The organism is Arthrobacter cavernae, assembly GCF_017368795.1.
Taxonomy (GTDB): Bacteria; Actinomycetota; Actinomycetes; order Actinomycetales; family Micrococcaceae; genus Arthrobacter; species Arthrobacter cavernae.
This window is the reverse complement of record NZ_JAFNLL010000058.1, coordinates 1-16,116: the sequence shown is the minus strand read 5'-3', so window position 1 is coordinate 16,116 and position 16,116 is coordinate 1. Positions and strand designations below refer to the sequence as shown.

Below are 16,116 nucleotides of genomic sequence, written 5' to 3'. Positions count from 1 at the left end.
TCGTCCGGCGTTTTAACGACTACCGACCCACGCTCCTAGAGGGGGAGTAGTCCGGACAGGTCCGCGCGCAGCCCGGAGGCGGCAACCCGGCCGGCGTCGACGGCGTCTGCCCAAGCCAACCGGCCGGTCACCAGCCCAAGCCAGGTGGCTGCGTCGCACTCTATGACGTTGGGGGGAGTGCCGCGCGTGTGCCGGGGTCCCTCCACGCATTGGGTGACGCCGAACGGCGGCACCCGGACCTCCACGGAGTTCCCGGGCGCGCGGGCGGTGACTTCCTCGAGCGTGTAGCGGACCGCGGTCGCGGTGATAGCGCGCGACGGCGGTGTGCCGGCTCCGGCGGCAGCGTCCCCGGAGTCGGACTGCCCGACGGCGGCCTGCCACGCCGCGAGGGCGGCGCGGCCCTCTTCGATGTCGATCCGGCGTCGTGCCGTGCTTTTCCGTTCAGCGGCCATGGGAATCAGTCGAGCATCACGGACACGGCGTGGCCCAGGAGGATCTTGCCCACCGGACGGCCGCCGCCCAGCACGGGCTCCACCACTTTTTCCAGCACGCTGGACACTCCGGGGATGTTCACGGCACCGGCCACCGCCAGCAGCGTCAGGCCCACCAGCGTGGTGGCACGCAGGTTGCCGTCCAGCATTTTGACGGCCGCGGTGACCCCCGTGGGCGTTGCCAGGACCAGCACGCCCTCGGCGCCCACCTTGGCGATGACGTCCAGTTCGTCCATGACAATGGTGTTGGCCTCGCCCCTGCCCTGGACGGCCCACGGGTAATCGAGCATGGACGTGGCGATGGTGGCCGCGCGTGCATTGGAACCCGGGTCCTGCGGTGCCTTGGCCAGCTTGGAGTAGGCACGGGCCAGCCCGGTCAGTGAGATCGCCGCGACCGGGGCGCCGCAGCCGTCGATGCCCAGGTGTGCAATCTTTTCCTCGCTGTACTCCTCGATCACGGAGCGGATCCGCTGCTGCAGCGGATGGTTGGGCTCGAGGTAGCTGTGCGTGTCCCAGCCGTTCTCGGTGCAGGCCCACAGGAACGCCGCATGCTTGCCGGAACAGTTGAACGCCAGCCTCGACTGCCCGCGCTCGGAGCGCACCAGCCAGCTGCGGGCGGTTTCGTCCTCCGGCCACGCGGGCGGGCACTGCAGCTGCTCCTCACGGATACCGGCCGCCCTGAGCATTCCCTCCACCACGTCCATGTGGTCCAAGGAGCCCACATGGCTGCCGCACGCGATGGCCACCTGGGCGCCGCGGAGGGGCACTCCGGACTGCATGGCGGCTAGCGTCTGGAAGGGCTTGAGGGTGGAACGGGCAAAGATGGGGGTGGTGATGTCGCCGAGCTGGGTGACCACTGTGCCGTCGCCGGCAAGGACCACGGCGGAGCCGATGTGCCGGGATTCGATGAAGCCACTGCGTTCGATGACGGCCAGTTCGACGGCGGACTCCAGGCTGAAAGTTTCATGCGGACTCAAGGGCATGAGGCCAGTGTATGGTGCGGCGTGTCCCGTAGTGCTCAGGACCGCCGCAGAAACGCCTTAGGAGTCCGCGCCCTGCACAAAGTACCCTTGAAGACTGTGAAGGTACTCGTCATTGGCCCCGGTGGCCGCGAACACGCCATTGTCCGCTCCCTGCTCGAAGATCCGAATGTTTCCGAGGTCCATGCGGCTCCGGGCAACGCCGGCATCAGCAGGCTCGTCCCCACATACGGGATTGACGGCAATGATCCTGCTGCCGTCGCCGAACTGGCCACCAAGCTGGCGGTGGACCTGGTGGTGGTGGGCCCCGAGGCCCCGCTCGCCGCAGGCGTTTCCGACGCCGTCCGTGAGGCCGGCATCCCGGTGTTCGGCCCGAGCAAGGCCGCTGCGCAGCTCGAAGCCTCCAAGGCCTTCGCCAAGCAGGTCATGGCCGAGGCAGGCGTCCCCACCGCCATGGCCCGTGTGGCCACCAACGCCGAGGAAGCCGCGGACGCCCTGGACACCTTCGGTGCCCCGCACGTAGTCAAGGACGATGGCCTGGCCGCCGGCAAGGGCGTGGTGGTTACCAACAACCGCGACGAAGCCCTGGCCCACGCCCAGAGCTGCTTCGACGCCGGCGGAACCGTGGTGATCGAGGAGTTCCTGGACGGCCCCGAGGTCTCCGTCTTCGTCCTGTGCGACGGCCGCACCACCGTGGCGCTGTCCCCGGCCCAGGACTTCAAGCGCATCTTCGACAACGACGAGGGCCCCAACACCGGCGGCATGGGTGCCTACACCCCGCTCGAGTGGGCCCCCGAGGGCCTGGTCCAGGAAGTCATCGACCGCGTGGCGCAGCCTACCGTTGACGAAATGGCCCGCCGCGGCACCCCGTTCGTGGGCGTCCTGTTCGTCGGCCTCGCCCTGACCTCGCGCGGCACGCGCGTCATCGAGTTCAACGTCCGCTTCGGCGACCCCGAGACCCAGGCCGTGCTGGCCCGACTCAAGACCCCGCTCGGCGCGCTGCTGCTGGCAGCCGCCAAGGGCGAACTGGACAAGGCAGAAGAGCTGCGCTGGTCCAAGGAAACCGCTGTCGCCGTCGTCGTGGCCGCGGAAAACTACCCGGACACTCCCCGCACGGGTGACCGCATCCGCGGCCTGAAAAAGGTCGAAGCGTTGGAAGGCGTCCACGTCATCCACGCCGGCACCAAGCTGGACTCCGAAGGCAAGGTGGTTTCGGCCGGCGGCCGTGTCCTGGCCGTTGTCGCGCTGGGGTCCGACCTCGTGGAGGCCCGCGAAAAGGCGTACGACGGCGTGGAGCTGGTTCACCTGGACGGCGCGCAGTTCCGTACGGACATCGGCGGGAAGGCCGCCCGCGGCGAGATCCGTGTGTCCTCCGACACCACCGGCACCATCCCGAAAGCGCAGGCCTGAGCATGACTGAATTCAACGCCGCCGCAGGCTTCGACGCCGAGACGCTGGACCTCCCGGGCTGGACCCACGTCTACTCCGGCAAGGTCCGCGACCTCTACGTCCCGGCCGAGGACTCCATTAGCGAAATGATCGGCCAGGACTGCGTGCTGGTGGTTGCCAGCGACCGCATCAGCGCCTATGACCACGTCCTGAGCAGCGAAATCCCGGACAAGGGCCGCATCCTCACCCAGCTGAGCCTGTGGTGGTTCGAACAGCTCGGCGTGGAGCACCACGTCCTGGCTTCCACCGTGGCCGGCGGCGTGCCCGCGGCCGTGGAAGGCCGGGCCATGATCTGCAAGAAGCTGGACATGTTCCCGGTGGAATGCATCGCCCGCGGCTACCTCACCGGTTCAGGCCTGGCCGAGTACCGGGAATCCCGCACAGTCTGCAGCATCCCGCTGCCCGAGGGCCTGGTTGACGGCTCGCGCCTGGAAGAGGCCCTCTTCACACCTTCCGCCAAGGCCGAGGTGGGCGAGCACGATGTGAACATCACCTATGACGACGTGGTGGCCATGGTGGGCGACGACATCGCCGCGCGCCTGAGCGAACTGACCCTGAAGATCTACACCCGCGCGGAGGAAATCGCCCGCGAACGCGGCATCATCCTGGCCGACACCAAGGTGGAGTTCGGTGTTGACGCCGCCACCGGTGTCATCACGCTCGGCGATGAAGTCCTGACGCCGGATTCCTCCCGCTTCTGGGACGCTGCCACCTACGCGCCGGGCCAGTCACAGCCTTCCTTTGACAAGCAGTACGTCCGCGACTGGCTGACCTCGGCCGAGTCCGGCTGGGACAAGGCCTCGGACACGCCGCCTCCTGCGCTGCCCGCCGACGTCGTGGCCCGCACCCGCGGCCGCTACGTGGAAGCGTACGAAAAGCTGACCGGACGCACGTTCGTTTAGCTGGCCTTGGCGGCGCTGCCGGGGCTGGACGCCCCGCTAGGGCTGGACGCGGCGCCGTGTGCCGCGGCTGCACGGCGTTCCGCCAGGCGGATTTCCAGGACGGCGTCCATGGCCTGCTGGACGCGGTCCTGGGCGCCGGCGGCGCTGAAGTCGCGCTGGGCTTCCTCAAGGTGGACCAGGGCGTCGTCGGTGTCGCCGGCCGCCTTGAGCGCCTTGCCCAGCAGCAGGGAAACCTCGCCCGCCGTGTGGCGGGCCAGGGCCTTGCGGTCGGCATGGATTTCGCGCAGCTTGGCGACGGCGGCAAGGATGTCGCCGGTCAGGTACAGCCACCGGGCACGGATGAAGGCGACCTCGAGCTGGTCCGTCAGGTTCCCGCCGACGATCGACAACGCCAGCTCGGCGCGCTCGATGGACGAGAGCGTCTCGGGCTCGACGATCCCCGAGGACAGCCGGACGGCCGCCGAGGCCTTGTTGAACCGGGCCCACAGCTCGATGTCGTTGGCAGGGGAGAGGAGCTTCGCGGCCCGCTCATGGTGCTTGATGCCCTCGGCGTAGTCGTGGCGCATGAAGGCAACGTTGCCCACCACCCAGGCGACCTCGCCGGCCAGCTGCGACATGGCGTGTTCGTCCATGTGCTCCATCATGGCCTCGCAGTACTTCCAGGCCTCGTCCAGCTTGCCGCTTTCGGCCAGGGCGCCGATCAGCGCACGGTGTGCGCCGATGATCAGCGTTGAGCCCTGCGGCAGCTGCTCGGAGAGCTTCACCGCTTCCTTGGCATGCTCGACGGCGGTGGACAGTTCGCCTTGTCCGTGGCACACAGCGGCAAGCATCTGCCGGGCGCGCACGCCAAGGCCCGCGGACTCTGTTGCCATGGGGTGTTCCAGAAGATGCTGGATGATCTGCTGGCATTCCTTCAGCTGGCCCTGCTTCATGAGGCATTCGGCCTGCATGTAGGTCATGTTCCACCATGCGCTGGTGTTCTTGCCCTCAAGGGCAATCTGGGCCGCCGTGGCCGCGTGGCCGGCCGCAAGGGGGTAGTCCCGCAGATCCCAGGCCTGCCTCGCATAAAGCCCCGCGAGCACATACTCGGCATCGCTCACCGAGACAGGCTGGCTCCAGGCTTCCAGGGCTTTCGGGGCCAGTTCCAGCCTGCGGGCCAGTTCTTCGATGACCTCCGCAGTGGGTTCGCGCCTGCCGGTCTCGAGGAGGGAAATGTAGCTTGGCGAGTAGAGGTTCTTGCCCAGTTCTGCCTGCGTCAACCCGCGTTCGAGCCGTTCGGCACGGAGCTTTTCGCCGAATCCGTTTCCCACGGATGCCTCCTGAAATCGAGTCTTTGTTGCCGGTACCTTGACAGTCCCTGTGGAAAACATTTTACAATGTATGTCAACAGGGACCGCGCCACTTTCAGTAACGAATCCGACTCGCATTGAGGAAAATAATGTTCAAGAAGATCGCAGCTTCCGTCGCCTTGGCGGGAGCCCTCGCATTCTCCGCGGCGGCTCCCGCCGTCGTATCCGCAGCCCCCGTTTCAAATGTTGTCAGCAGCGTCCTGGCCATCGGCAACTGGCCGGACCCCATGCGCGCCAGCAGTGCCATCGGCAACTGGCCGGACCCCATGCGCGTCAAGACCGGAACCACGTACTCGCCGTCACGGATCGGCAACTGGCCGGACCCCATGTAAACAGAACCCCACGGTGCAGAACCCCAAGTTTGAAGAAACCCTAGGACGTTGACAAGCAATGTCCTGGGGTTTCTTCATGCCCGATGGACGCCTGGACACACAAAAGAGGGCCTTCCATATGGAAGACCCTCTTTCTTTGGTCGGGATGACAGGATTTGAACCTGCGACCTCTTCGTCCCGAACGAAGCGCGCTACCAAGCTGCGCTACATCCCGATCCGCTGCGAAAGCAACTGTTCAAGAATAGCTGAAACGGCCCGCGATGCGAAATCGAGGAGAGTGTCGCTGCTCACGTCCGGACCCGTTGCCGGGCTGGGCCGCCCGCCGCTGCCCAGGCCTCAGACGAGCGAGTCCCGCCAGGCGCCGTGCAGCCGGGCGAACCTGCCGCCGCCGCTGATCAGCTCCGCAGGGGTGCCGTCCTCCACCACGCGGCCGTCGTGCACCACCAGGACCCGGTCTGCCGTCTCCACGGTGGAGAGGCGGTGCGCGATGATGATGGCCGTGCGCCCGGCATCGGACGCGGCATCCTGCGACGCGGCGCCGTCCAGCAGGCGGGCCAGCCCGGCCTGGACCATCCGCTCCGAGGGGATGTCCAGGGAGGACGTCGCCTCGTCCAGGATCAGCACTGCGGGGGCCGCGAGGAAAGCACGGGCAAAGCCGATCAGCTGGCGCTGGCCGGCGGAAACCCGGCCGCCGCGTTTGTTGACGTCCGTGTCGTAGCCTTCGGGCAACCCCGCAATGAATTCGTGGGCGCCCACGGCGCGGGCCGCGGCCTCGATCTCGTCACGCGACGCTTCCGGCCGGCCGAGGGCAATGTTGTCCGCCACGGAACCGCTGAACAGGAACGCCTCCTGGGTGACCATGACCACCGCCCTGCGCAGGTCCGTCGTCGAGAGTTCCCGCAGGTCCACGCCGTCGAGCGCCAGGGAGCCCGAGGTGACGTCGTAGAAGCGGGCCACGAGCTTGGCGAGCGTCGACTTGCCGGCGCCCGTCTGGCCCACCAAGGCCACTGTCTGGCCTGCGGGGATGTGCAGGTCCAGATACGGGACCACCAGGCGGCCGTCACCGTAGCCGAACTCGACGCCGCGGAACTCGATCTTGCCCCGCGGATTCTTGAGGGCCACCGGGTTCCTGGGCGGGCGCACGGTGGGAATCTCCTGCAACAGCCCGGAGACCTTTTCCAGCGCCGCCTGGGCGCTCTGGAAGGAGTTGTAGAACATGGCCATCTGGTCCACCGGCTGGAAGAAGCGCTTGGTGGACAGGATGAGGGCCAGGAGCACGCCCACGGCCAGCCCGCCGGAGAGCACCCGGAAGCCGCCCAGCAGGAGCACCACGGCCACGCACACGTTGCCGATCAGCACCAGCCCAGGCTGGAAGACGCCGTTGAGGTTGATGGACCGGACCGTGTTCTTCCGGTAGTCCTCCGAGAGCTGCCCGTAGCGTGCGGCGTTTTCGCGCTCCTTGCGGAAGGCCTTCACCGCGCGGATGCCGGTCATGGTCTCCACGAAGTGGACGATCAGCCGGGCCGAGACCACGCGGGATTCCCGGAATGCGATCTGGGAATGCTTCTGGTACCAGCGGGCCAGGAAGAACATCGGGACGCCGGCGCAGAGCATAATCAGCCCGGTGCGCCAGTCCAGCACGAAGACTGTAATGGCAGTGAACACCATGAACAGCAGCCCGGAGGCCAGGGAGCTCACACCGGAATCGAGCAGTTCGCGCAGGGCCTCGAGGTCCGAGGTCTGCCGGGCGATGATGCGCCCGGAGGTGTACTTCTCGTGGAACTCAAGGCTCAGCCGCTGGGTGTGGCGGAAGACCCGGAGCCGCAGGTCCAGCAGCATGGCCTGGCTCAGGCGCGCCGTGGAAGTCACGTACAGGGCGGTGGTGGCGGCGGTGGCGATAGCCGCTGCCAGGTACAGCACGCCGCTGAGGATCAGCGGCAGGTTGTCGCCGGCCCGGAGTGCGGGCAGGGCGTGGTCGATCCCGAAGGCGATCAGGGCGGGCCCTGCCACGCGGGTGAGCTGCGAGACCACCACCATGCCGATCGTCAGCCAGAACCTCAGCCGCACGGGGCGGATCAGCGAGGCCAGCAGGGCGAGCGACCGCCGTCGGACGGCTTTGCTGTCCGCCCGGGTGAGGTGGGCGTTGTCTTCATCGGCGGTTCCGAATGCTGCGGTGCTCATCGGCGGGCCTCCTTGGCGTCGACTTCCAGCTCGTGCAGCTCGGTGTCAAGATCACTGTCCAGGTCCTTGGGGCCGGTTTCCAGGCTCGCGATCACGTAGCGGTAGTGGTCGTTCCCGGCCAGCAGCTCGGTATGGGTCCCGACGGCGGTGATCCTCCCGCTCTGGAGGAGGGCCACGCGGTCCGCGAGGGCCGCGGTGGAGGGCCGGTGCGCCACGATCAGCGTGGTGGTGTCCCGCAGCACTTCGCGGAGCCGGGCCTCGACGAGTTCCTCGGTGTTGACGTCCAGCGCGGACAAGGGATCGTCCAGGACCAGCACCCTGGGCTTGGCCGCGATGGCCCGGGCCAGGGCGATGCGCTGGCGCTGGCCGCCGGACAGGCTGAGGCCCTCCTCGCCGATCAGGGTGTCCACGCCGTCGGGCAGCGAGTACGCGAAGTGGGCCTGGGCGACGTCGAGCGCCTCGTCCAGGGCGGCGTCGCTGGGATCCGGGGCGCCGAGCAGCACGTTGTCCCGGACCGAGCTGGAGAACAGCGTGGTGTCCTCGAACGCGACCGCCGCCACGGTGCGGAGCTCGTCCAGGGCGAAATTGCGGACGTCCGTGCCGTCGATTGTCACGGAACCCTCCGTGACGTCGTACAGGCGGGGGACCAGCTGCAGCAGCGCACTCTTGCCGCTGCCGGTGATGCCCACCAGGGCCATGGTTTCGCCCGGCCGGATGTCAAGGGTGATGTCCTCCAAGAGCCGGTCGCCGTCGTCGAAGGCGAAGCCGGCGCCGTTGAAGCTCAAGGCGCCCCGCACGGCCCCGGGCCTCTTGGGGTGATCCGGGCTGGTGATGGTGTTGGCGGTGTCCATGACCTCGAAGTGGCGGTCCAGGGCGGTTTTGGCGGTGAGGGCCATGGACAGGAGCATGCCGGAGAATTCGACCGGCGCAGCCACCACGGCCGCGGTGGCGAAGAACGCCACCAGCGAGCCGATGCTCAGCTGTCCGCCCGCCGCGAGCATGATGCCCACTACGAGCCCGACGCCGAGCGCGAGTTCCGGCAGCAGCGTCACCACCAGCGTGAAGCTCGCCTGTTGCTTGGCCTTGGTGATTTCGGTTTGCCGCAGTCCCTCGGCCTGCCCGTTGAAGTTTTCCAGTGCCTCACGGCTGCGGCCGAAGGCCTTGAGCACGCGGATGCCATGGACGGATTCCTCCACCGTGGTGGCGAGATCGCCGGCTTGGTCCTGGCTGAGCCGTGCCACCCGGCTGAAGCGGCGGCGGAAACGGAACGAGTAGACCATGATCGGCACGGCGGCGGCGAGGAAGATCAGCGCCAGCTGCCAGCTCATGGAGAACATCACCACCACGCCGATCGCCACCGTCAGCGTGGTGACCACCAGCATGATGGCGCCGAAGGCCATCCAGCGGCGCAGGAACGCGAGGTCGCTCATGGAGCGGGAGAGCAACTGGCCGGATCCCCAGCGGTCGTGGAAGGACACGGTGAGGTCCTGCAGGTGGCCATAGAGCGAGACGCGCATCTTCGTTTCCACCGTGGTGGCCGGGTTGATGACGAACTGGCGGCGCAGCGCCACCAGGCCTGCCTCGGCGATGCCGAGGAGGAGAATCACGACGGCGGCCGCCCAGACCGCGTCCGGGGCGCCGCCGGGGCGGAGCGAATCATTGATCAGAACCCTCAGTACCTGCGGGATGGCCAGGGCCACGATGCTGGCCAGCAAGGCACAGACCAGGCCCATGAACAGCCGGGGGAGGATGGGCCGCACATGGGGGTAGAGCCGGCCGACGGAGGTGAAGAATGATGTTTGCTTGGACATGCCCGCTTCTCAACAGCTGGATCTTCAGATGGTGCGGAGGTAGTTTCCCGTAGCAACAACCCTATGCCATGGCGTGACGAGGTTCACAGGGCAATGCGGGGGTGGTGAAATGTTTTACCAATTATTGCGTTCTGTAATCAGAGCGCTGTGCCTCACTTTCATGGTTAGGATGAGACCGCTCGGCGTGGTGCCGCGCCGGACCGCATGGCGGGTCGGCGGCCGGAGGAGCCTGCCGGCAATCAGGAAATTCATCGTTGTAGTGCCACACATGGGGGATGCTGTGCGGAAATTGATGGACGTTGTAGTGGTAACAGGCCTTGTGGCCGCCGGACTGGTCATGGGACCGCCGGCGCACGCGGACACGGCGGATGGGGGAGGCGGCGGCTACGCGGCCTGGACCTTTGCCGGTGCGGGCGGTGCGTACACCGGCACTCTCAGCCTGGGCGGCGGATTCCCGGAGGCCACCTTCACCTCCGATTCCTCGCAGGCCACGATGCCCGGTGGTGTGAGCACATACCTTCCGGCGGGAAGCGCCCCGGGCCTGGTCTTCGGTTCCAGCAGCGGCCAGCCCTACCTGAACCAGCGGCCCAAGGCGAACAACCCAGGCTCACCGGCCACCACCACCTACACCTTTAAGCGTGCCACTCCGGCAGGCGGCTGGGGATTTGTGCTGGGTGACATTGATGCGGACATGGCCAAGGTCTCGGCAACGGACGGCAACGGACTTCCCGTGCCCGTTGCCGATCTTGGCTTCCAGGGCGCGTTCAACTATTGCGACGCCCCGTCCCCGCGCCCGTGTGGAGACGATCCGGAGGGCTTCGACCTTCCTGTCTGGGACGGCGCCACCGGCACGCTGAACGGTTCCGGGCGGGTGCCCGACGCCGATACTGCCGGTGCGTCCGGATGGTTCCGCCCAACCGTGGCCCTGAAGACCCTGACCATCGAGTACACCTGGAAAACGGGATTCCCGATCTACCAGACCTGGTTCGGCACGGCGGCCGAGGACATCTCCGGGACCGTTGCCGGCTGCAGCGTGGCCGGGGTCGGCATTGCCCTCCAGGGCCCCGGAGGGACGGTGCTGGCGAGCACCGTAACGGATTCCGCGGGGGCGTACTCCTTCGCCAACTTCCTGGCTGCTCCGGGCTACACCGTGGCCATGACCACGCCCTCCGGCTGCGTCGCGTCGGGCCCCGTCCAGAGGCCGGTGGACCTGAGCGGTGGACCCGCCACAGGCGTCAACTTCGTGCTCACAGCAGTCACGGTCACGCCGACGGAGACCGTCTCTCCGTCGCCATCCCCTTCGGAGACCACCCAGACTCCCGGCCCGACGGCGTCGACGGGCACCGGAAGCCCGGCTTCGGCGACCCCGTCGGCCAGCATAGCGGCCAGCACGGCGGCCGTCCTGCCGGCAGGCAGCACCACCCAAGACCTGGCAAACACCGGCGCCAATTGGATCGGTCCAGGCCTCCTGATGGGATTCTTGTTCCTCGGGGCCGGGGCGCTGGCGATCCTTGCCGGACGCCGCGGCGGCAAGCACCGCCCGTCCCGGCGATAGCCACCCGCTTGGCTCTGGCGGCAGCGCCGACAGGGCCAAGCGAGCGCCGTCCACAGGGACCCCGTCCTTAGGAACGGGCGCCGCCCTTAGGGAGCCGTCCTTTGGGGCGGCGCCGTCTTACGCGCGTGCCGTCAGTGTCAGCAGCACGGCCTCGGGCCGGCACGCTATGCGGACCGGGGCGAAGCGTGAGGTGCCGATCCCGCCCGAGACGTTCACCGGCGTCGTGCGTCCCTTGCTTTCCCAATCGTGCAGGCCCTTGGCCCGCCAGGTGGGGAGATCACAGTTGGAGACGAGGGCGCCGTAGCCGGGGATGCAGATCTGCCCGCCGTGAGTGTGGCCGGCGAGGATAAGGTCCGCCGCGTCCTCGGTGAAATGGTCCAGGACGCGCTGGTAGGGCGCGTGGATGACGGCGACGCGCAGGTGCGGACGTGAATCCTGGTCTGCCGTGCCGCGCGGCCAGCCGGCGTACCGTTCCCGGCCCAGGTGCGGATCATCCACGCCGGAGAAGTCGAAGCGCAGCCCGTTCAGGACCACGGATTGGCAGCGGTTGGTGAGCTCCACCCAGCCGGCCATGCCGAAGCCTGCGCGCAGCCGCGGCCAGTTCAACGGCTGCGGATCCTGCTTGAGCTTGGACGGGCCCAGGAAATACGTTGCCGGGTTCCTGAGGCGCGGTGCGTAGTAGTCGTTGGAGCCCGGCACGAAGACGCCCGGGTACTCCAGCAGCGGACGCAGGGCCGCCAGCAGCGGATCGATCGCGTGTGCGTGGCTGAGGTTGTCGCCCGTGTTCACCACCAGGTCCGGCTGCAGCCCGGCCAGCGACTCCAGCCAGGCGGCCTTCCGGCGTTGTCCCGGGACGAAGTGGATGTCGCTCAGGTGCAGCACGCGGAACGGGGCCGAGCCCTCCGGCAGGATCGGCAGGGTCTCCTCGCGGACGCCGAACTGCTCCTTCTCCCACAAACCGTAGGCAGCGGCCGCCGCCCCCGCAGTGGCGCCCAGCGCGGCGGTAACGGCGAAGCCGCGCCCGATGCTCCGGACGCGGCTTGCCAGGGTGCCGGTGACGGCCACGGGGCGGTTAGTCATCCTTGCCGCTGCCGCTGCCGCTGCTTCCGCTGCCGCTGTTGTTGCCGCCGGTGCCTCCGCCGGTGCCTCCGTTGTTGTTGCCCGGGGCAGGGACGGCAGGCGCCGCAGGACGCTGGACCTGCGTGCCGAGCAGGTTCGACGGCGGTGCCGGGAACGGCTTGGTGCCGTAGCCCGGGGCAATGGCTGACATGAACCTGGTGAACTGCGGGCCGGCGATCATGTAACCGTCAATGCTCGGATAGAACTTGCCGTTGACAGTGAGGTTGCGTCCGAAGCGCTGCTGGTCGCCCAAGGGGTCACCGAACCATGCGGCCGTGGCCAGGCCGGTGGTGTAGCCGACCACCCAGGTGGAGCTGTTGTTGTCGTTGGTGCCTGTCTTGGCGGCCACCGGGAAGTTGTTCTTCGTGCTCAGCGCCGGCCGGATCAAGGAACCGGAACCGCCGTTCAGGACTTCCTGCATGGCGTAGGCAACACCGCGTGCCACCTCGGGCTTGACGGCGTCACGGCAGTTGGACGACTGTGCCGGCAGGGTGGCGCCGGACTGGTCCGTCACGGCGGTGATGGCGATCGGCTCGCAGTACTTGCCGTCATTGGCGAACGTTGCGAAGGCGCTGGCCATGGTCAGCGGGGCCGTCTGCGTGGAACCGATCAGGTTGGCCAGCGTGGTCATGGGGACCTTGGGGTTTGGGTCAGATACTTTGCCCGTGCTGTCGCGCGTCGGCAGGCCACCATGGATACCTGTGGCATCCACAATGCCCTGGATGCCACAGAGGTCCACTTGGGCGGCCGAGGCGAATGTGGCGGTGTTGACGGAGTTCATCAGCCCGTACAGCACGGACATGCCCCGGTAAAAGCCGGGCTCGGAGTTCTGCAGGTCGAAGCTTCCGCTGACGCTGCTGTCATAGGAGCCATTGACCGGAGTCGGGCAGGTGTTCCGCCAGGGGAAGTTCGGCGAGTAGCGGCGGACGGCGCCGTTGATGGTGGTGTTCATCGACTTGCCCTCGTTCAGCCACTGGGCGAAGGTGAAGGGCTTCATGGTGGAGCCGGGCTGGAAACCGCCGATGCCGTTGAGGTCGTTGCCCTTGGCATCAAGGACGTCAACGTTGAAGTTCTGCGTTTGGTCGAACTTGCCCTCTTGCGGCAGCAACACAGTGTTCTGCGCCATGGCGACGATCTCGCCGGAGTTCGGCTGGACCGAGACCAGGGCGGCGCCCCACTTGTCCGGGTTGGCGCCGGTGGAGCCGTCAACCTGCTGCTGTGCCACGTTCTGGGCGTTCGGATCCAGGGTGGTGGTGATGGTCATGCCGCCGCGCATGATGCGTTTCTCCCGCTCATCCCGCGTGGCTCCGTACGCAGGGTTGTTGAACAGCAACTGCAGCACGTAGTCACAGAAGTACGGTGCCGTGGTGGCGTAGGCGCAACCCTGCCGCGGCCTGGTCACCTGGGTGGTGACCGGCGTGGCCACTGCGGCATCGTAGTCGGCCTGCTTGATCTTGTCCTGGGCCAGCATGGCGCCCAGGACGAGGTCGCGGCGGGCCTTGGCGTTGTCCGGGTTGGTGATGGGATCGTAGAAGGACGGGCTGTTGACCACGCCGGCAAGGAGGGCCGCCTGGGGCAGTGTGAGGTCCTTGGCCGTGGTGCTGAAGAACAGCTTGGCAGCGGCTTCGATGCCGTAGGCGTCCGTGTTGAAGAAGACGATGTTGAGGTAGCCCTCAAGGATCTGCTCCTTGGAGAACTTCTTCTCCAGGGCGATCGCAAGCTTCATCTCACGCAGCTTGGTGCCCACGCTCTTGCTGCCGTTGAGCTGGACGTCGGCGTCCTTGCCTTCGGCCACCAGGGACTCGTTGATGACGTTGTTGACGTACTGCTGCGTGATGGTTGAGGCGCCCTGCTTGTTGCCGCGGGCCGTGCTGACGACCGCGCGCATGATGCCCGTGGTGTCGATGCCGCCGTGGTCGTAGAAGCGGCTGTCCTCGATGGCGATGACCGCGTCCTTGATAAACGGGCTCATCTGGTCCAGCGGAACCTTGGTGCGGTTCTCCATGTAGATCGAGGCGATCTTGCTGCCATCCGCCGCCAGGATGGTGGTGTTCTGGCTCGGCGGGTCCACCTGGAGCTCCGCCGGAAGGGCATCAAAGAACTGGATGGAACCGCTCGCGGTACTGCCCGAGACGGCGGCAGCCGGAACCAGCAGGCCGGCCACCAGGACGCCACAAATTGCGCTCACACCAAGGAAACCAAAGATCTTTCCGAGGGTTGTGGCAGTGTCGAATATGGGGTTCTTACGAGTCGCCATGTTTTCCACTTTACCGGCAAGGGCTAGTCTTTCTGTCATGACCAAATGGGAGTACGCGACGATTCCGCTCATTATCCACGCCACAAAACAGATCCTGGACCAGTGGGGTGAGGACGGCTGGGAGCTGGTCCAGGTCGTCACCGGACCGGATGGAAAAGGCCTCGTCGCATACCTGAAAAGGGAGAAGCAGTAACCATGACAACCCCCGCAGAAACCACTGCTGCCGCGGAATCCGCAGCTCCGGCCTCCGCCGTCGAGCAGCGCCTTGCCGAGCTCGGACTGACCCTTCCGGCAGTGGCCGCCCCCGTGGCCGCCTATGTGCCGGCAGTCATCTCCGGCAACCACGTTTACACCTCCGGGCAGCTGCCGTTTATTAACGGCAAACTCGAAGCTTCGGGCAAGGTTTCCACCGGCACCGAGGGCAGCTCCGACGAGCCCACCGTGTCCCCGGAGGACGCCAAGGCCTACGCCGCTGTCTGCGCCATCAACGCGCTGGCCGCCATCAAGAGCGTCATCGGCGACCTGGACCGCATCACGCGCATCGTCAAGGTGGTGGGCTTCGTGTCCTCCGATCCTTCCTTCACGGGCCAGCCGGGCGTCATCAACGGTGCGTCCGAACTCCTCGGCCAGGTCTTCGGCGAGGCCGGGCACCACGCCCGCTCCGCCGTCGGCGTTTCGGTTCTTCCGCTCGACTCTCCCGTAGAGGTCGAACTGATCGCTGAATTCAGCTAAGGAACCGGTTCACTCAATTGCCTCAGCTTGCCCGGCGCCTGTTTGTCCTCCCTCCCGAACTGGAAGGCGCGGCGCAAAACTGGCTTCAACTCGGTGAGCGGACCCCCAGGGCCGCCCGCTATGCATCATCCGTTGTCCTGTTGAGGGACTCGCCCACCGGCCTGGAGACGTGGCTGGGCTACCGGCCCGGCTCCTCGCCGTTGGGCGTCCTCGCGTTCCCGGGCGGCTCGCTGGAGGCGTCCGACGACGACGCCGTCGGTTGGCTGGGTCCCTCCCCGCAGCATTGGGCGGAGACATTGGGGACCACCGACGTCGGGCTCGCCCGCCGCCACGTGGTGGGCGCCATCCGCGAACTGTTTGAGGAAACCGGCGTGTTGCTGGCCGGGACGGACCAGTCCTCCACCGTGGAAGCGACGTCCACGCACGAATGGATGAAGGCCCGCGAGGCCGTTGCCGCGCAGGAGAAATCGTTCACGGACGTCCTGGCCAAGCGCGGCCTGTCACTGCGGACCGACCTGCTCAAGCCGCTGGTCAACTGGCTCAGCCCGGACTTTGCGCACCGCCGCTTCAACACCCGCTACTTCGCCGCCACCGTGCCGATCAGCCAGCAGCCCAGCCTCCTGGAGAGCAAAGGCGTCTGGGGCCGCTGGGTGTGTGCGGCCCAGGCAATCGAACTCCGGGAAACCACGGCGCTGGGCGATGAAGTGGCCCAGGAAAACACTGCGGGGCTGACGCTCGGCCAACTGCTGGTGCCGGGATCCGAGATCATGCTCGAGAAGATGGCCGCGGCGAACGGCTGCATCGCCTACCTGAGCTACAAGCGCAAGGCCCACGTGTACCAGCCGAGGCTCGTCGACGAAGGCGGGATCCTGATGCTCGAGGTCGAGGCGGCCAAGACCGTCGCCGGGGAGCCGCAGCGGGAACGCTGACCTCTTACCCCAAGGACAGAAGTCCGCCG

Annotated in this window: 14 protein-coding genes and 1 tRNA gene; 7 read left to right on the top strand and 8 right to left on the bottom strand. The window is 67.1% G+C overall.

What is annotated here, in order from left to right:
• Window positions 1-35: 35 nt before the first annotated feature.
• Window positions 36-452: a sterol carrier family protein gene (locus tag J1902_RS17765; RefSeq protein WP_207617711.1), complete on the bottom strand. Its 417-nt coding sequence runs from the start codon at window positions 450-452 to the stop codon at window positions 36-38.
• Window positions 453-457: 5 nt separating this feature from the next.
• A complete protein-coding gene (locus tag J1902_RS17760) occupies window positions 458-1,474 on the bottom strand; it encodes an asparaginase (protein WP_207617710.1) in 1,017 nt (338 codons plus the stop codon).
• A 96-nt stretch (window positions 1,475-1,570) separates the two neighbouring features.
• Between J1902_RS17760 and purD the strand changes: the two genes are divergently transcribed.
• Both purD and J1902_RS17750 read left to right on the top strand, forming a co-directional pair.
• Window positions 1,571-2,881, top strand: coding sequence for a phosphoribosylamine--glycine ligase (purD, locus tag J1902_RS17755; protein WP_207617712.1), 1,311 nt, complete (start codon window positions 1,571-1,573; stop codon window positions 2,879-2,881).
• Between the two features lie 2 nt (window positions 2,882-2,883).
• Window positions 2,884-3,822 carry a phosphoribosylaminoimidazolesuccinocarboxamide synthase gene (locus J1902_RS17750; protein WP_207617709.1) on the top strand — a complete coding sequence of 313 codons (939 nt, stop codon included), beginning with the start codon at window positions 2,884-2,886 and terminating at the stop codon, window positions 3,820-3,822.
• Here the strand turns inward: J1902_RS17750 and J1902_RS17745 are convergent.
• Window positions 3,819-5,132 (bottom strand): helix-turn-helix domain-containing protein, encoded by a 1,314-nt coding sequence (locus tag J1902_RS17745; protein WP_207617708.1) that lies wholly within the window; start codon window positions 5,130-5,132, stop codon window positions 3,819-3,821. The two genes, J1902_RS17750 and J1902_RS17745, sit on opposite strands and share 4 nt — an antisense overlap.
• Window positions 5,133-5,260: 128 nt before the next feature.
• Here J1902_RS17745 and J1902_RS17740 point away from each other — a divergent pair, with 128 nt between their 5' ends.
• Window positions 5,261-5,503, top strand: a complete 243-nt coding sequence (locus J1902_RS17740) for a hypothetical protein (protein WP_207617707.1) — start codon at window positions 5,261-5,263, stop codon at window positions 5,501-5,503.
• A gap of 137 nt (window positions 5,504-5,640) precedes the next feature.
• On the opposite strand, the gene J1902_RS17735 is transcribed toward J1902_RS17740, so the two are convergent.
• The 3 genes from J1902_RS17735 to J1902_RS17725 all read right to left on the bottom strand — a co-directional run bounded on the left by J1902_RS17735 (window position 5,641) and on the right by J1902_RS17725 (window position 9,495).
• Window positions 5,641-5,717 (bottom strand) — tRNA-Pro (locus J1902_RS17735).
• 122 nt (window positions 5,718-5,839) lie between these two features.
• Complete coding sequence (locus J1902_RS17730) at window positions 5,840-7,684, bottom strand: ABC transporter ATP-binding protein (RefSeq protein ID WP_207617706.1); 1,845 nt, start codon at window positions 7,682-7,684, stop codon at window positions 5,840-5,842.
• On the bottom strand, window positions 7,681-9,495 hold the full coding sequence (locus J1902_RS17725; RefSeq protein WP_207617705.1) for an ABC transporter ATP-binding protein: 1,815 nt from the start codon (window positions 9,493-9,495) through the stop codon (window positions 7,681-7,683). Before J1902_RS17725 ends, J1902_RS17730 begins: the two co-directional genes overlap by 4 nt.
• Before the next feature lie 304 nt (window positions 9,496-9,799).
• Between J1902_RS17725 and J1902_RS17720 the strand changes: the two genes are divergently transcribed.
• On the top strand, window positions 9,800-11,050 hold the full coding sequence (locus J1902_RS17720; protein ID WP_207617704.1) for a hypothetical protein: 1,251 nt from the start codon (window positions 9,800-9,802) through the stop codon (window positions 11,048-11,050).
• 117 nt (window positions 11,051-11,167) lie between these two features.
• Here the strand turns inward: J1902_RS17720 and J1902_RS17715 are convergent, their stop codons facing one another.
• Together J1902_RS17715 and J1902_RS17710 are read right to left on the bottom strand one after the other, a co-directional pair.
• Window positions 11,168-12,130, bottom strand: coding sequence for a metallophosphoesterase (locus tag J1902_RS17715; RefSeq protein WP_207617703.1), 963 nt, complete (start codon window positions 12,128-12,130; stop codon window positions 11,168-11,170).
• On the bottom strand, window positions 12,123-14,426 hold the full coding sequence (locus J1902_RS17710; RefSeq protein ID WP_207617702.1) for a transglycosylase domain-containing protein: 2,304 nt from the start codon (window positions 14,424-14,426) through the stop codon (window positions 12,123-12,125). The genes J1902_RS17715 and J1902_RS17710 overlap by 8 nt, the downstream gene beginning before the upstream one ends.
• Before the next feature lie 37 nt (window positions 14,427-14,463).
• On the opposite strand from J1902_RS17710, the gene sp36 reads away from it, so the two are divergent.
• Genes sp36 through J1902_RS17695 form a run of 3 tightly spaced genes read left to right on the top strand, consistent with a single transcriptional unit; the run spans window position 14,464 to window position 16,087 of the window.
• Window positions 14,464-14,619: a Sp36 family protein gene (gene sp36, locus J1902_RS17705; RefSeq protein ID WP_207617701.1), complete on the top strand. Its 156-nt coding sequence runs from the start codon at window positions 14,464-14,466 to the stop codon at window positions 14,617-14,619.
• Window positions 14,620-14,621: 2 nt separating this feature from the next.
• Window positions 14,622-15,158: a RidA family protein gene (locus J1902_RS17700; protein ID WP_207617700.1), complete on the top strand. Its 537-nt coding sequence runs from the start codon at window positions 14,622-14,624 to the stop codon at window positions 15,156-15,158.
• A 17-nt stretch (window positions 15,159-15,175) separates the two neighbouring features.
• Complete coding sequence (locus J1902_RS17695; protein ID WP_207617699.1) at window positions 15,176-16,087, top strand: NUDIX hydrolase; 912 nt, start codon at window positions 15,176-15,178, stop codon at window positions 16,085-16,087.
• Window positions 16,088-16,116 lie beyond the last annotated feature (29 nt).